The sequence below is a fragment of the Polynucleobacter sp. MWH-CaK5 genome (genome assembly GCF_018687615.1).
GTDB lineage: Bacteria > Pseudomonadota > Gammaproteobacteria > Burkholderiales > Burkholderiaceae > Polynucleobacter.
Map to the genome: position 1 here is coordinate 906,805 of NZ_CP061299.1, position 17,367 is coordinate 924,171.

The window sequence follows — 17,367 nt, forward strand, 5'->3', positions numbered from 1 at the left end:
AGCACTACCAGCTGCTAAGAGTAATGCAGGATCATCTGCTGTTTTAGAAGTGCTTGTAGTTTCTATATCTTGAGAAATTGTTAAATTGCCAGTAGTTCTGATGTTGATTGCGCCAACAGCATTGATACCGTTATAAGTTAATACAGAACCAATCTCTAAGTCACCTGTGTTAACAATTGTGAGCGCTCCGATACCTGAGGCAGCTGCAATAGTGCGAAGTGAATTGCTGGAGCTGCTGAGTGTGATTGCCTTATCACCGATCAGAGCCAAGCCATGGGTGCTGCTTGTAATTGCCCCAGAAATGGTGATTGCACCAGTCGAACTACCAATACTTGAAACACTTCCTAAAAGAACGGCTCCAGCGTACGTCGCTGTAGAGCTGCTAGAGTTAGTCAAAGCACCTGCCGCACTCACGCCAGTACCGTTCAAAGTAAGGGCTTCTGCACCGCTAACATTTTGACCATTGAGGTCAAGTACTGCACCATCAGCAACAGTAGTGCCTGCTACTGTAGTACCGAGAGCTGTAGCACTTCCAAGGAGGAGAGTGCCCGTGCTAATCGTTGTTGCACCTGCATATGAATTGTTGCCCGAGAGTGTCAGCACATTGCTGCCTGCCTGGGTTAGGCTACCCGATCCAGAGATGGCATTTGCAACAGAGAGGTTATCGGTTCGGTTGAATATCAGAGAGCCGTTATTAGTAACTGAATTGGTGCCTAAAGTACCCGTTGTTCCGCCATCACCGATCTGCAAAGTACCGGCACTGATAGTTGTGAGTCCAGAGTAGCTGTTATTAGCTGATAGAGTCGCTGTCGATGTTTGCTGCTTTGTGAGAGTACCCGTTCCACTGATTACATTGGCAATAGAGAAAGCATTTGTACGGTCAAGAATCAACGCACTATTGTTCGTCACCGTGCCCGAACCTAGGGAGCCAGTATTGGTTGCATTACCCACCTTCAAGGTACCAGCGGTAATTGTTGTATTGACATAGGTATTCGTGCCAGTCAATGAAACCGTCCTGCCCGTTGCATTAAGGGTTATCGAGCCAGTACCGCTGATATCACCACTCAATACGGCAGAAGTATTCAGCGTCAATGTGCCGCTGGAATTAAATCTATGTATAGCATATCCAGTTGCTGAACCAGAACCATCAGTGACGGAACCTCCTGCATTTGAACCGTTAGATGATCCCAAATAGCGAACAATGACGACACCAGAGCCACCAGCACCTCCAGATAAACCCTCCCAATCGCCACCACCACCGCCGCCGCCCGTGTTGGGTGCTCCATCTAAACCTCTACCATTATTTGCATTAGCGCCTCTACCGCCACCACCCAAGCCACCTTGGCCCGCTCGCGCAACATCCTGCGTTTGATTGTTATTATTTGGTCCGCCGCCGCCGCCGCCGCCGTAATAGGTTGATATACCAGTGATTAAATTAATTACGCCATTTCCGCCATTACCACCCATGGTATTTTGGCCTGATAAGCCAGGATAACGAGCGTTGTATGCGGCCTGGGTTAAACCAGGTGAACCAACTTCCCCCGCACCGCCGCCACCTGCTGCGGAGGTTCCTGATGCTGTACCTGGGCCAGTGCCGCCTGCAGATCCTTGTGAGGCAGCTCCAGCTCCGCCTAAGACATCTGCACCTGCACCACCGCCAGAGGCACCAGCCAAACCTGCATTCATGGCTCGGCCACCACCACCACCACCGCTGGCAGTTACACCATTAAATACTGTTGATTGACCATTACCACCATTTGAACCGCTATTTGAAGGAGCACCAGCTGTTCCGCCAGCACCAATGGTTACAACATATGAAGATGAGGCAAGATCTGTCGCTTGATAGACTACACCACCTGCACCACCACCGCCAGATGAACCGCCGCCACCGCCGCCCACAATCAGGTATTCCGCGGCATTATCAAAATTGATCGTCACGGTTCCACCAAGAACCATATTGTTGGCAATTTGCGTAACAGAGCGACCCAGGACTAAGGTTGCATCCGCTGATATGGTTAAGGCACCGCTACCAGCAGAGGTGTTGTTGTATAAGCCAAGCGTACCGGTTGACAAGGTCGTACCGCCACTATGGGTATTGGCTGCAACAAGGTTGAGACGACCGGCACCTAACTTGGTCAATGTGCCACTACTACTCAATGCGCTTAGGAAATTGATTGTCTGACTATTGGTATCAATGCTGTATGCCTGACTAGCGGTCGAGCTAAAACGCCCAGAATAATCCGTTGTGTTGTCCGCAGTGTATTGCAGCGTGCCGCCACCAAAGCTGATCGTGCCAGATGAGCCAATGGCATTTGCTGAATTTAATCTTAAGGTACCGGCATTGATATTGGTGCCGCCGGTGTACGAATTATTACCCTGTAGTGTCAAGGTACCAGCACCTAACTTCGTTAAAGCACCACCGCTACTGCTCAAGTTAGAAGCTAATGTGACATCTCTGCTATTGGTGTCAATTCGGTAGGCCTGATTGGAGGCATTACTAAAACGAGCTGAATTATCTGCTGTGTTGTTCGCGGTGTATTGCAGCGTGCCGCCACCAAAGCTAATCGTGCCAGATGAGCCAATCGCATTTGCTGAGTCTAGCCTTACGGTACCAGCATTGATGTTGGTGCCGCCACTATATGAATTGTTGCCCGAGAGTGTCAGCACATTGCTGCCTGCCTGGGTTAGGCTACCCGATCCAGAGATGGCATTTGCAACAGAGAGGTTATCGGTTCGGTTGAATATCAGAGAGCCGTTATTAGTAACTGAATTGGTGCCTAAAGTACCCGTTGTTCCGCCATCACCGATCTGCAAAGTACCGGCACTGATAGTTGTGAGTCCAGAGTAGCTGTTATTAGCTGATAGAGTCGCTGTCGATGTTTGCTGCTTTGTGAGAGTACCCGTTCCACTGATTACATTGGCAATAGAGAAAGCATTTGTACGGTCAAGAATCAACGCACTATTGTTCGTCACCGTGCCCGAACCTAGGGAGCCAGTATTGGTTGCATTACCCACCTTCAAGGTACCAGCGGTAATTGTTGTATTGACATAGGTATTCGTGCCAGTCAATGAAACCGTCCTGCCCGTTGCATTAAGGGTTATCGAGCCAGTACCGCTGATATCACCACTCAATACGGCAGAAGTATTCAGCGTCAATGTGCCGCTGGAATTAAATCTATGTATAGCATATCCAGTTGCTGAACCAGAACCATCAGTGACGGAACCTCCTGCATTTGAACCGTTAGATGATCCCAAATAGCGAACGATGACAACACCGGAACCGCCCGCGCCGCCGGCCCAGTTTGATGTACTGTGTCCACCTGCACCGCCGCCACCACCAGTATTAGCTGTAGCATTCGTACCATTTGTGGCTTTACCGCCCGCCCCACCGCCACCGTTACCACCATTACCAGCAGTACCTGTAGAGTTATTGCTCAGCCCGCCACCGCCACCGCCGCCATAAAAAACTTGGGAGCCAGAGATACTTGATGGTAATCCAGTGCCACCGTTACCACCCGACGCATTGGTTGTTGTTGTTCGAGTTGCATTTGAACCAGCTGTACCGGCACCACCACCCCCACCACCAGCCCAGCCACCATCACAGCCGTTACAACTTACACCAGTTCCGCCTGCATTTCCCTGACCGGTAGTACCTGCAAATCCAGCAGAATAATCTGAACTTGTACCACCACCAGAACCACCTGATGTTGCATCACCAAACCAACCACCACCACTTCCACCACCTTCAGCAGCTGTGCTGAGGAATGATAATGAACTGTTACCGCCTTTTGTTGGAGCAACAGAGGCTGTGGCGCCACTACCACCATCACCAACCACCACCGTTACGCTTGCGGCATCGACATCTGAGTTTCCAGTAAGCACGCCACCCGCACCACCACCGCCGCCATGCCGTGAACCGCCACCACCACCGCCTGCAACTATTAAATATTCCACGGCATTATCAAAATTGATCGTCACGGTCCCGCTGAGAACCATATTGTTGGCAATTTGCGTAACAGAGCGACCCAGGACTAAGGTTGCATCCGCTGATATGGTTAAGGCACCGCTACCAGCAGAGGTGTTGTTGTATAAGCCAAGCGTACCGGTTGACAAGGTCGTACCGCCGCTATGGGTATTGGCAGCAACAAGATTGAGACGACCGGCACCTAACTTGGTCAATGTTCCACTACTACTACTCAATGCGCTTAGGAAATTGATTGTCTGACCATTCGTATCAATGCTGTATGCCTGATTAGCCGTCGAGCTAAAACGTCCAGAGTAATCGGTTGTGTTGTTACCGGTGTATTGAAGGGTACCGCCACCAAAGCTGATCGTGCCAGACGAGCCAATGGCATTTGCTGAGTTTAATCTTAAGGTACCGGCATTGATATTGGTGCCTCCGGTGTACGAATTATTACCCTGTAGTGTCAAGGTACCAGTACCCAACTTCGTTAAAGCACCACCGCTACTGCTCAAGTTAGAAGCTAATGTGACATCTCTGCTATTGGTGTCAATTAGGTAGGCCTGACTGGAGGCATTACTAAAACGAGCTGAATTATCTGCTGTGTTGTTCGCGGTGTATTGCAGCGTGCCGCCACCAAAGCTAATCGTGCCAGATGAGCCAATCGCATTTGCAGAATCAAGGCTTACGGTACCAGCATTAATGTTGGTGCCGCCGCTATATGAATTATTGCCAGATAAGGTCAGGGTATTAGTTCCTACCTTAGTCAATGCAAAACCACCAGATATTGCTTCGCTCAATGTGATGTTGCCAGTTCCGCCAATACTGCTTGCAGTGTTGAGTGTTATCAAGCCAGCATAAGATGCAGCACTTCCTGTACCCTCTGCACTATTAATCAACGCCCCCGCAGTACTGAGGCCGGTTCCATTTAGCGTTAATGCTTCGGCATTGACAATTGTTTGACCGTTGAGATCTAAAACTGCGCCATCGGATACTGTTGTACCAGCCGCTGCTGTACCGAGGGCAGTAGCGTTAGCTAAACGCAAAGTACCGGCACTGACTGTAGTTGTACCCGTATATGAATTAGCACCCGACAGTATTAAAACGCCATTACCTAATTTAGTTAAGACACCACCATTGCTACTTAAGGCAGTTGCCAATGTAATGGTTTGGCCGTTTGTATCGATGCGATAGGCTTGATTATTGGCAGTACTAAAACGAGCAGAGTAGTCTGTTGTATTACTAGCAGAGTGCTGTAGCGTTCCGCCACCAAAATTGATCGTACCAGCAGTACCAATCGCACCAGCAGAGCCAAGATTCAGAGTTCCTGCTGATAGCGAAGTGCCACCGCTGTAGGTGTTAGTGTTCGATAGAACCAGAATGCCAGTGCCTGTTTTGGTAAGGGCATTTGTACCTGAAACAACTCCTGAAAGTGTCAGTTGGGAGCCAGCAACGCTTACGGTGCTGTTGGCGTCTAAAGCAACTGTGCCGCCAAGGCTAGATGTGCCGGTAGAGGTAGCTAAGGTTCCTCCATTCAGAGTAATTGCTTCTGCGCCCACTGCCACATTACGAATATCCAGCGTTGCACCACTTGCTACCGTAACGCCACTGGCAGTTGTACCAAGACCGGAGATATGGCTGATGGCAAGGGTTCCATCGCTAATTGTTGTAGCACCGGTGTAGGTATTATTGCCCGAGAGAATCCATGTGCCAGCATCTACTTTAGTGACTGAACCAGTCGAAGTACCAATGATGGATGTGATTGAACCACCCTGCGCACCACCCAAGGTCAAATCATAAGCACCTGTGATCGTGCCAGCATTGCTTAAAGCAATCGTGCCGGTTTCACCAACAATCAAAGTGTCATCAGCTAATGTGAGCAAACCACCAAAAGTAGCAGCACTTGATGAAGTGTTGATCAGTGCACCGCCCGAGCTGATACCTGTGCCTGAGATGGTTAAGGCTTCAGCATTGCTGACGTTTTGACCATTTAGATCAAGCACAGCGCCCAAAGCAACAGTCGTACCAGCTGCAGCAGTACCTAATGCTGTGGCATTGCCTAACTTAAGAGTACCAGCAGAAACAGTGGTTGTACCTGCATAGGAGTTGGCGCCAGAAAGAGTCAAATGTCCTGCCCCAGACTTGATTAAATTACCAGAACCAGAAATAGCTCCGCTAATTAAACTATCGTTTGCAGTCGTAGAGACATCTAAATTGTTAGATGACAGATTTGTGGTGCCAGTGATACTTACTTTGTTTGCTGTAAGTTTCACGTTTGGACTTGGCGAACCTACAAAAAGGTTAGCCAAAGATGATGTAGTCGAAACATCATCAATTGCAAGCGAACCACCCACTCCCTTTGCGCCATTAGAATCGTAGGATCCGGCGACAAATACAAATTTGTAATCTGCAGGAGATATGCCTGTAGGTAGTGTAAATGTTGCAGTAGTCCATGTAGATCCTGCATCTGTGGTTGCCCCCGTACTATTGAGAATAGTTCTTGTTGTTCCATTCGCAACGTTTAACAAATAACCAAAAGCGTCATAAGCATCACCTCCTGCAATAGCCTGCCAACGGAATGACACCGTATCTCCAGCCGACAAGCTTACCGTTCCATCACTGATAAGATAAGGACCACGAACAGTACAGTAGCCTTGCGCACAGTTACCTGAACCCGTACTCATTTGAATAGAACCACTGACAATCGATGTTGCTCTATTAGTTGCTGCAAATGAGCCAACGTAAGTGGTGGTATTGGTATTGGTATTTGATCGCAATGAAGTTGGATCAGTGGGACTTGTAAATCCTCCAATTTGGGTTGTTCCTAGGTATACGCTTGTATTAGAGTATGACCAGTTTCCAAATCCGCCAGAGAAGTCTCCATTAACAAACTGCGCGACACCTGCTACACCAATAAATAAATTATTGTTATAGATCTGGTTTCCTGTAGTAATAATATTTGCATTCAGATAGCTTGCACCTGAGGCACCAACAGTGATTGAAGACAGCGGAGTAGTTGCACCAACATCAGCATTAAAGATCAACATACCAGCGCTACCAATGTTTGCTGAAAAATTAAAAGCTCCGTCGACTTTATCTTTAAATGAAATGCTCTCACCGGTAGATAGGGTCATATCAGAAATCAACGTTACCAAACCGCCATATACCTGAAGACCACTGGTTGTAATGCTATTGCCAATAGTTGATGCGCCGCTGATATTCAGAATAGATGTTCCAGCACTTCTAATAATGCTATTTCCACTGGCCATCGTTAACGTTGCAATTGTTTGCGTCGCCTGAAGATCCCAAATAGCATTGTTGGTCATCACCACGTTAGAAGCAGATGATAAATTCCCGGTCACTACCAAAGTGCCGCCTGCAATATTGGTATTACCCGTATAAGTGTTAAGTCCTGTTAGGGTTACAGTGCCTGCACCAGATTTAGATAAAGCCACTGAAGCACCACCAGCTAAAACTGCTGAGATTGAATGATCAGTCCCGCTTGATGGATTTAATGTGTAACCCGAACCTGTTAATGTATTACCTGCCGCGCCAACAGTAATAGAGCCAGATGTCAAAGTAACTGCTCCAACTGTTTCAGTTAAATCATTTAAGGTCAAAGTACCACCATTAACTGTAACGGCGCCAGCATCAGCAAGAACAGTGCCGGTTGTTGAGCCTGCACGATCCAAGGCAAGCGTACCGCCGGTAATTGTTGTGCCACCCGTATAAGTATTAGCACCTGTTAGGGTCAAGCTACCACTTCCTGACTTAGTGATTGCAACTTTAGCTGTACTACCGTTTTGAATCACGCCAGTAAATGTTGTTGCCGTAGTTGTCGTGCCCGAAGTTAATGTCGCAGTATCAGTTCCGACTGCAGTGTTTGTGATGAAACAAATCGTGCAGGTGCCGGCAATTGTTAGCACCGTCTCATTAAATCCATTCAGGTCTAAAGTACCTGCGCCGTTACTAAAATCAATTGCTGAACTGTCAGAGATAACTCCTGACGCACCTAACTTTAAAGTGCCCGCACTGATCGTAGTCGTACCCGTATAAGTATTAGCACCTGTTAGGGTTACAGTGCCTGCACCAGATTTAGATAAAGCCACTGAAGCACCACCAGCTAAAACTGCTGAGATTGAGTGATCAGTCCCGCTTGATGGATTTAATGTGTAACCCGAACCTGTTAATGTATTACCTGCCGCGCCAACAGTAATAGAGCCAGATGTCAAAGTAACTGCTCNNNCAACTGTTTCAGTTAAATCATTTAAGGTCAAAGTACCACCATTAACTGTAACGGCGCCAGCATCAGCAAGAACAGTGCCGGTTGTTGAGCCTGCACGATCCAAGGCAAGCGTACCGCCGGTAATTGTTGTGCCACCCGTATAAGTATTAACTCCTGTAAGGGTTACAGTGCCTGCACCAGATTTAGATAAAGCCACTGAAGCACCACCAGCTAAAACTGCTGAGATTGAGTGATCAGTCCCGCTTGATGGATTTAATGTGTAACCCGAACCTGTTAATGTATTACCTGCCGCGCCAACAGTAATAGAGCCAGATGTCAAAGTAACTGCTCCAACTGTTTCAGTTAAATCATTTAAGGTCAAAGTACCACCATTAACTGTAACGGCGCCAGCATCAGCAAGAACAGTGCCGGTTGTTGANNNGCCTGCACGATCCAAGGCAAGCGTACCGCCGGTAATTGTTGTGCCACCCGTATAAGTATTAACTCCTGTAAGGGTTACAGTGCCTGCACCAGATTTAGATAAAGCCACTGAAGCGCCACCAGCTAAAACTGCTGAGATTGAGTGATCAGTCCCGCTTGATGGATTTAATGTGTAACCCGAACCTGTTAATGTATTACCTGCCGCGCCAACAGTAATAGAGCCAGATGTCAAAGTAACTGCTCCAACTGTTTCAGTTAAATCATTTAAGGTCAAAGTACCACCATTAACTGTAACGGCGCCAGCATCAGCAAGAACAGTGCCGGTTGTTGAGCCTGCACGATCCAAGGCAAGCGTACCGCCGGTAATTGTTGTGCCACCCGTATAAGTATTAACTCCTGTAAGGGTTACAGTGCCTGCACCAGATTTAGATAAAGCCACTGAAGCGCCACCAGCTAAAACTGCTGAGATTGAGTGATCAGTCCCGCTTGATGGATTTAATGTGTAACCCGAACCTGTTAATGTATTACCTGCCGCGCCAACAGTAATAGAGCCAGATGTCAAAGTAACTGCTCCAACTGTTTCAGTTAAATCATTTAAGGTCAAAGTACCACCATTAACTGTAACGGCGCCAGCATCAGCAAGAACAGTGCCGGTTGTTGAGCCTGCACGATCCAAGGCAAGCGTACCGCCGGTAATTGTTGTGCCACCCGTATAAGTATTAACTCCTGTAAGGGTTACAGTGCCTGCACCCCCTTTTGTAAGGGCGCTCAATGTTCCAGAAATAGCGCCGCTATATGTCGATGAACCAGATTGAGTAATAGTTAGGCTTCTGCCATTGGCCAATGATATTGAACCAGAACCAGATAAAGCGCTTGTTGTGATTGTAATGTCACCTGTAGACGAATTGCTTGTACTTAAACTACTATTTAGAACAACCTCACCGCCATGAATAGTAATTGGCCCGGCTACCGTAAACGTTTTATCAGTGAAATTCTCGGCATGTGAATGGCAAATGGAGCACGCGTTAAAAGTAATAGAACCATTTTGTCGATTGGAATGTCCAAATGTAAAAGAGGATTGTGTCTGAAGAAATTGAAACCAGCTGGTATTGAGTCCTTGGAGCGTGCTGCTACTTCTGAAAGTAATACCGCCAAGACCGTAAATATCAGGTATGTTATCAACAGAACTAGTGCTCCACGAATATGAAGCCCCTTCCAAGATAGCATTTCCCGTGCCAGCATCATACGAAAACCAGTCAATATTTAGTTCGCCGGTACCATTACCATCACTATCTGCATTGATGTGAAGATTCCCACCGCGGGTTCTTATTGCCCCACGCGCGATGCCCGAGTTTGCTGCTGTAGTAAAACCATTTAACGCAAAAAGATTCAAATCCCCCGTGGCGTTAATTGCGATCCCAATTCCGAGGGTGATCTGATTGGCTGATATTGAAACCGGCCCCTTAATATCAATAGTGTTATTCACGGTAACGTTTCGCGCATTAGACGTTACATACGCGGTATCGCCCGCAAGTCCGGTTCCGGTATAAGTGCCGATACTCAAACCACCTAAACTACTAGGGTTGTTAACTGTAACTCCCGGAATTGGGTTACTCAATGCCCCCCAACTTATGTCTGAGACCCAATTCTGTCCAGATGGCGGCGCAACAGTTAGTCGACCAGTAGTTTGAACAACAATATTAAATCCACCGTTTAATGAACTAGCATCACCGACTATCAAGGAAATATCACCAGAACCTGCATTGAGCGTTCTGTGTGCGCCGATAGCACCGATTGACGGAGCTCCTGCTGTTACAAAACCATCGGATGCAACTAGATGTATGTCTCCACCTGCAGTTGAGATATCGCCGTAAAGATCTATTGCGTAATGATTAGCACTGCCGTCTGACATCGCCAAACCATTACCAACAGTCAAACCATTCCAAGTGGTAGTTCCAGATCCACCGCCAACCCAAAAGTGGCCACCATTAGTTGTAATATTACTTAGCGCAGGACCTCTACTACCACCACCATCTGACTCAACCCAAATGATTACGTTAAGCTTTGCATTAGTACTTGTGATAGTTCCCGAATTGATACCAGCTGTAGCTTTTAGGGTAAGAGTTCTCTCACTGCTACCTGTGTATCTAATTTCAGAATTGTTGTGGATTTCATAATTAGCACCGGTTCCAGTTGTGATGATCAGATTGCTATTGTTCAGTGCATTGTTAATTGCATTCGGATGAATCTGGGTCCAGCCACCACTACCTCCTGGTTCATAAGTAGGTCCGATGGCACTGGCTGAACCACTAGTTGTAATTTCAATATTGCCTGGGTCTAGTAACCAGTCACCAGCTGTGCCATCCGAGGCCTTTGTATCAACAACTATTTGGCTAAATAGTAAAGCTGCGCCTGAAGTTTCGACCTTTCCACCCAGACCTCCTTGGCTACCGCCTTTTGAATATATAGATCCTTGAGCATCAGTGATCGAATGACGATTAGTGATGTCACTCCATAAAACCACTACACCACCGTCACCATTGATCTTGGCGCTGGCATCAATCATGGCACCAGACTTCATGGTGACTGTTATTGATTGATGAATGTCTCGATTTGGGAAGACTCTGATTATTTCGTTTTTACCAGCTTGCCAATCACCACCTACTAATACAGATCCACCACCTAAATTACCGGTGACATCGATGAGTGTGTTGCTATCTAGAAGAATGTGATCTGCGGTTAAGAGAACTGTTCCGCCAACAGTGGCACCAGTCGCTTGGATGGTGCTGTTAATTGTGAGGCTACCTGAGTTAGAAGAAATCTCAACCGTACCTCCGCGACCATTACTTCCATTAGTTTGAATAACTGAATTATCAAAAACAATGCCTTGATATTGAGAGTTCAAATAGATTTGACCACCTTGCTCACCATTTGCTTTTAATGTTGAGTTATTAATCAGTAAGTCATTTTGTGTATCAATGTTGATTTGATTGATATCTTGATTACTTATATTCTGCCCAGATACATCAATATTCGTCTTATCTAAGATCACAGAAATAGAAAACGGCAATATGCCATTATCTGCATTATTGCCGATTAAGATTCTGCCACCCTGGTTTAATCCTTTTGCCTCGATATTTGAGTTAGTGATTAATGTGTGATTAGTGGCGGATATTCCAATAGAACCACCCCGGCCATTTGAACCGTTGGTTTGGATTAATGCATTTTGTAGGATTAAGTCACCAGAGTTGGTGAATATTTGAATGTTGCCGCCATTATTTCCGTTGGATTGAATAATAGCGTTATTGATGTGTATATCGTCGGCTTGGGAGATATTAATCTCTCCACCACGACCATTACCACCATTTGTTTGGATTAATCCTTCAATCGTGATAATGCCAGTGCCATTAGCACTTAATGTGATCGCGCCACTATTGGTGTCACTTATTACATTGTTCGCTTCTAATCTTCCGCTTGATGCCAAGGTTAACTCATCCGCTGTGATGCGGATGGTTCCTACTGTGGTATTACTTGTTGTTGCGTTACCTGTGACGCTGTTAACCGTAACCTGGGTCCTTGAGTTAACCGTGATGGCGCCATGGAAGTTAAAAATGTTCGCCAGAATGTTAACCAATGGATTGGCTCCTGCCCCAACGATGCTACCGTAACCTGTAACTGAGTTAACCGCTGTGATCGTAACCTTGTTCACTTCGATACTGCTGTTTTGGGCCAGGTTAACGTTTTGTGCCTGGATCACCACTTCTAAGATTGAATCCGCTGCCTGATTGATGACACCATAGTTGTAGAAGGTCCCATCTGCCAAGAAAGTTAAGATTGTTTTGACGCCACCAGTTTTACTGATGGTTACGCCTTGTTCAATCGTGAGGTTACCGCTGCCGTTCTGGGTACAGCTACCCCCTGAACAAACATTGCCCTGCACCTGAACTGTGACGTTATTGTTCTGCAAAGCATCGCTGATTACTTGAGCAAATCCTGTGGTTATTAGCAGATCCATAGGATCCAATAGCCAAGTACCGGCTTTGCCTAGGATGTTTCTAGCAGATGTGTCTACTTTGGTCTTGCTGCTGATCTCTAGGACTTCCTTAGAGCTGGTGTCAATGAAGCCGCCGTTACCGCTGGTCTTGCCCCCCTTGGCTTCAAGCACACCTGAGACTTGGGTCTTCTTTTCTGAGAGGACAATGATCTGACCGCCATTGCCTTGCTCTTTGGCATTGGCCTTGATCTTGCTGGTATCGGCTAGAGAAATGGTGTTGCCTTTGATGTTGATCTGACCGCCGTTACCGGTATTGCCCTTGGCGTTGGCCATGATGGCGCCTGAGTTCTGGACGTTATCAGCCAAGATCTCAATCACACCACCGTTGTTGACCATGGAGCTGGTGCTGATGCGGCCGCTGTTCTTGATGACTGAGCCCATGAGCTGAGCGGCTGAGTTAGCGGCGATCACGACCATGCCGCCATCGACCTGAACCAAGCGTTTGTTCTCAATCAAGCTCTTGTAGGCTGAGGCATCGACCTTCACCGTCATGAGTTGATCGCCACGGAAGTCCAGAGTGATCTGTGTACCGCTGGCTAAAGCCACTGCGTTAGCTGCTCCGCCCTTGGCCAAGATGTAGCCTTCGTTGCGCACTTCAGGAGCGAGTAAAGCGATATAGCCCTTAGGGTCTTTGGTTTGAAGCTTGCCGTAGTTGATCACAGCGCCTTTACCATTGCCTTTGAAGGTGCTCTTGCCTTCCATGAAGTCTTTGTCATTGATGTCCATCGTGGTGGCCACGATGGCAGCAGCGTCTACCTGAGAACCTTTACCAAAGACCACGCCATGGGCGTTAGAGATGATGACTTTGCCATTGGCATTGACCATACCGTCAATCTGCGAAGCAGTGGCTGAGACCACGCGGTTATGGATCACGGCCTGAGCATTCGGCTGCACAAACTCAACCTTGGCGTTAGCACCTACGTTAAAGCTTTGCCAGTTGACCACTGCGCGCTGGCTAGCCTGAACCACGTTCAAGGTATTGCCTGATTGCTGGATGGTGGCTGAACCCGCTGCCACTTGACCACCTGTGGGCAGAGCATCTGCAGCGATTGGGGCTGATTGCGCAAAAGCTCCGCCAGCGGCCATCAAGGCAGCACTGAAGAGGAAGTTTTGGCTGAGCTTATTCATGAATCAGAAGATCCACTGGGCTTGAGCCCAGATGTAAGCACTCTTCGATCTGCCGTCATTGTTAACGCCAACCCCACGAATGTTGTAGAGAGGGTTATGGCCAAGCTTCCAGGCAATCGAAGTACTAAAAATAAAATCTTTATCCGCCCTTTTTAGACCTAAACCAATGCCTTGCAAAGAGTAGGAGTTATCAGCATTGGTGCCAACGCTGGTTGGTGTCACACCCTTGCTGGCGATGTAAGTGGCCTTGTTGCGGAATTGTTGGACAAAGCCCGCATCGTAGAAAATACTGCCAACGAATTTATCTTCCAACTGTTGCTGAATTTCAATGTTGATCATGGCGCCTTGGCTACCACCAGCCTGAGAGCCGGGGTAGGCACGGATACCATTCGGGCCACCCAAATAGAACCTCTCGGCTGAATCAAGGTCAACCGAAGCAATTTGCCCAGAGATAGCGATAGATAAGATCGTCTTGTCTGGCACCAACTGCTGATTGCGAGAAGCGTTTAAATTAATTTTTGTAAAAGTTTTAGGCGTATTGACTGCATAGTCTGGAGTCTGAGAACCAACGGTGAGATGCCCTTTGGTCAAGGTGGCAGATGCTGAGTTGACACCACCACCCGCCCAGCCATCAAAGCGATTACCAGAGAGCGTGAAGACCATGTTTTCTATGCGGTAGTCACTGGTGGCTTCACCACTTTGAACCGCCTTATTGATGTACATCTTTCTATCGCCACCCATCGAAAAATTGGCATTGGCACTAGGACTTCTGAGCAGTGGATAGCTGAGGTTCATGCCGATGGTTTTGGCACGACCAAAGCTAGCAGCTTCGTTTTTCGGAAAAGCGAATTGACCGACGTTTTCAAAGTCTAGGTAGCTACCAGTCACAGAGGCCCTGAGACCATCACTGTTTAACGGAACCGAGTAGCTGGCCACAGAGTAGTCAGAGCCTGAAGATTTGATGTTGCTGGCTGATAGTTGATCGCCAAAAGTACCAGGGTTATCGAATGTGACATTGATGATTCGCTGCCCCATGCCGGTGCTGCGATTACCGTAGTTATTGGCTTCTAACCTACCTCTCACTGGCTTGGTATCGACCAAAGAAACTCTCAAATCAACATCGCCTTCGTTTTTACCAGGCTCGATTTGAGTTGCTACCGCAATGCCTGGGGTCTCGTTGAGGATGTAGATGGAGCGTTCAATATTTTGCGTTTGAACAATCTCTGAAAGTCTGTTGGCATCAGTCACGTAACGTCTTGCGCGGTCCTCAGTGAAGCGTGATGGACCATTGGGCATGTCGATGTGAACCGCACCCAGCTTGGCTTCAAGGACCTTGAGGATGATGATGCCATCCGTGATTTTTTGTGGGGGTACTGAAACTTGCGCGAGCTTACCCTGCGTTTGATACAAGGCTGCAACAGTGTCTGCGGCCTTTTGCAAGTCTTGGAAAGCCACCGTTTGACCTAGCCAAGGCTTCAATGATTCTTTGATGAGCTCTTCTGACAAAGACTTGTTGCCGTCGATCCTAAAGCCTTTGATGGTGACCCTGACCTCACTAGGCTTTGCCTCTTGAGGCTTGGGCTTGACCGTTGGAGCTTTAGGTGTCGGTAGAGGCTGCAACTGAGGCATCTGTTTTTGCAGTCCCTGCTGAAGTGCACCCGCATCAGGAGCTCCTGATGGGAGTGGGTTTGGAGCCGCATGCGCGAGCGCCGTCATGGCTGTAAAGCCAATAGCTGCAAGGTGATGGGTCCAACGAAGATTCATTTTTTCTCTGTTTTTTGCAAAAATTGCTCTGAAAACTCTTCCAGAGCGGGCGCGCGCATGCTATTTTAGTGGGATTGAAACTGTTTTGCAAAAACAAAAGCTTCTAAGTTCTTGAATTAATTGAACTTCCTACAAAAACCTACAGAAAAAATGTAGGGCTTTTTTTGATTGTAAGAAGATAAAAACAACATCGATTCAAGTTAACCAAGTAATATTTCATCGAAATTCAGGAAAAGAATGAAGGTTAAGAAACAAAAAAGCCACCCGAAGGTGGCTGTAAATTTACTTTTTCTTAACTTTTAAAAAGTTAACTCTTAGTAAAGAGATCTTGGCTATCAGTTTCGGGTGGTAAAGTTTGATTAGCTTCTTTACTTTCTTGAACTGGGGCTGCCTTAGTGATTAACTTTTTAAGCTCTTCTGGCTTTTTCATACCTAACTTACCAGTCATTCTTGAACGATGTACCTTAACACTAGCTTCTGATGAGTTAAGGATGCTAGCAATCTCGCCATTCTTCTTACCCTCTACTGCCAAGAAGAAAACTTCACGCTCTTTATCAGTTAACTTTTCTAATAAAGCCAGCTTTTCTGTTTCTGTTAATAAATCAGGGTTAACAGAAACCGTTTCAGTGGTATCGGCTTTCTTATTAATAGACTTTTCTTTAACTGGTTTATCTTCTTTATTAAAGAACGAGGTTTTTTCTGTAGATTTATCCTTGGCTGGAGATTTATCAGCCAAAGCTGGTTTTACTAATCCATTCTTAATTAATAGGTCTTCTGAGATTTGTAGTGACCAAGCAATATTGGCAACCAGTGTGGCGCCTAAATTAATCAGACTTGTCCAGTAAACCACCTCTGAAGTGACAATAATATAGTCACCACCTTTGGCTGCTAATGCACCTAAAGTTAATAATGCCATGAATACACCCTGAACCCAAAAGACACCGCTGATTAAAAGGATGTATTTACTTCTGGTTTGGAGTGCCTGAACACCTGCAAACCACCCACTATATATAAGTGTCGCAGAAACTGGAGCCAATAGAATGGCTTCAAGGCTTCCCAATGGGGCTTGGAATAATCTGCTGAAATGGAATAAGGTGGCCGTTAAAGCCACGCCCCCCAAGCATATTAATGAAGCTTTTTTGGGTAATGCATATCCAGACCATATACCTAAAGAGCTTAAAGTCACCAAACTACCCAGTAATACTGCGATTGGGCCTGCTACCCAGGTATGAGGTAATGGATCTGCGATATTAAGCAGCGTTACGATGTAACCAAGGCCCATCAGTAGGTAACCAGCGGCCCACAGGTAAGCTGAGAAGCCTTTTTTTCTGAATAGAATCAACTGTGTAACAGCGAAAGCAATGGCTATGAAGCCTGTTAAGTAGATGGTTGTAACGTTATCTAGAGGTAACATGATTAACCTTAACCTTTTTGTTAATTTAAAGAACTGTGAAATTTACCTTAATTAACTTAATTGGTAAATGTTTTCTTTGGTTAATTTTCCAATGTTTTGCGGTGTTTTGAGGCTTCTATTGCTCTTATTTCTATCTTCTAGTTCTATTTTTAGTGTTTTAGATGCCCTCCTTTATCTTGATTGGTCCTTTATATGGATTGGTCCATCATGTGTATCAGCCCTTTATATGCCCCACCTTATTGATGGATGATTATTTCCAGTTCTTTGGTTTACTTAATTAAGCGCATTAACTTCCTAATTAATATCTACGTCCTGATCTTTCTAAGCTTTCTTTTATTAACTTGTTAATTAGTTATTCAATTTTTAGGTTTTCAGGATGT

3 protein-coding genes (1 of these 3 only partly in view) are annotated in these 17,367 nt (G+C 46.5%); all 3 read right to left on the reverse strand.

Annotated features, from left to right (window positions below; all coding sequences use genetic code 11):
- On the reverse strand, nucleotides 1-13,809 hold the 5' end (the start) of the coding sequence (locus GQ367_RS04555; RefSeq protein ID WP_215289400.1) for an autotransporter-associated beta strand repeat-containing protein. 16,653 nt of this gene lie to the left of the window's left edge; the window shows 13,809 of its 30,462 coding nt (coding positions 1-13,809); the start codon lies at nucleotides 13,807-13,809; the stop codon falls past the left edge of the window.
- 3 nt (nucleotides 13,810-13,812) lie between these two features.
- Nucleotides 13,813-15,573 (reverse strand): ShlB/FhaC/HecB family hemolysin secretion/activation protein, encoded by a 1,761-nt coding sequence (locus tag GQ367_RS04560; protein ID WP_215289401.1) that lies wholly within the window; start codon nucleotides 15,571-15,573, stop codon nucleotides 13,813-13,815.
- 307 nt (nucleotides 15,574-15,880) lie between these two features.
- Nucleotides 15,881-16,855, reverse strand: coding sequence for a LuxR C-terminal-related transcriptional regulator (locus tag GQ367_RS04565; RefSeq protein ID WP_215289402.1), 975 nt, complete (start codon nucleotides 16,853-16,855; stop codon nucleotides 15,881-15,883).
- Nucleotides 16,856-17,367 lie beyond the last annotated feature (512 nt).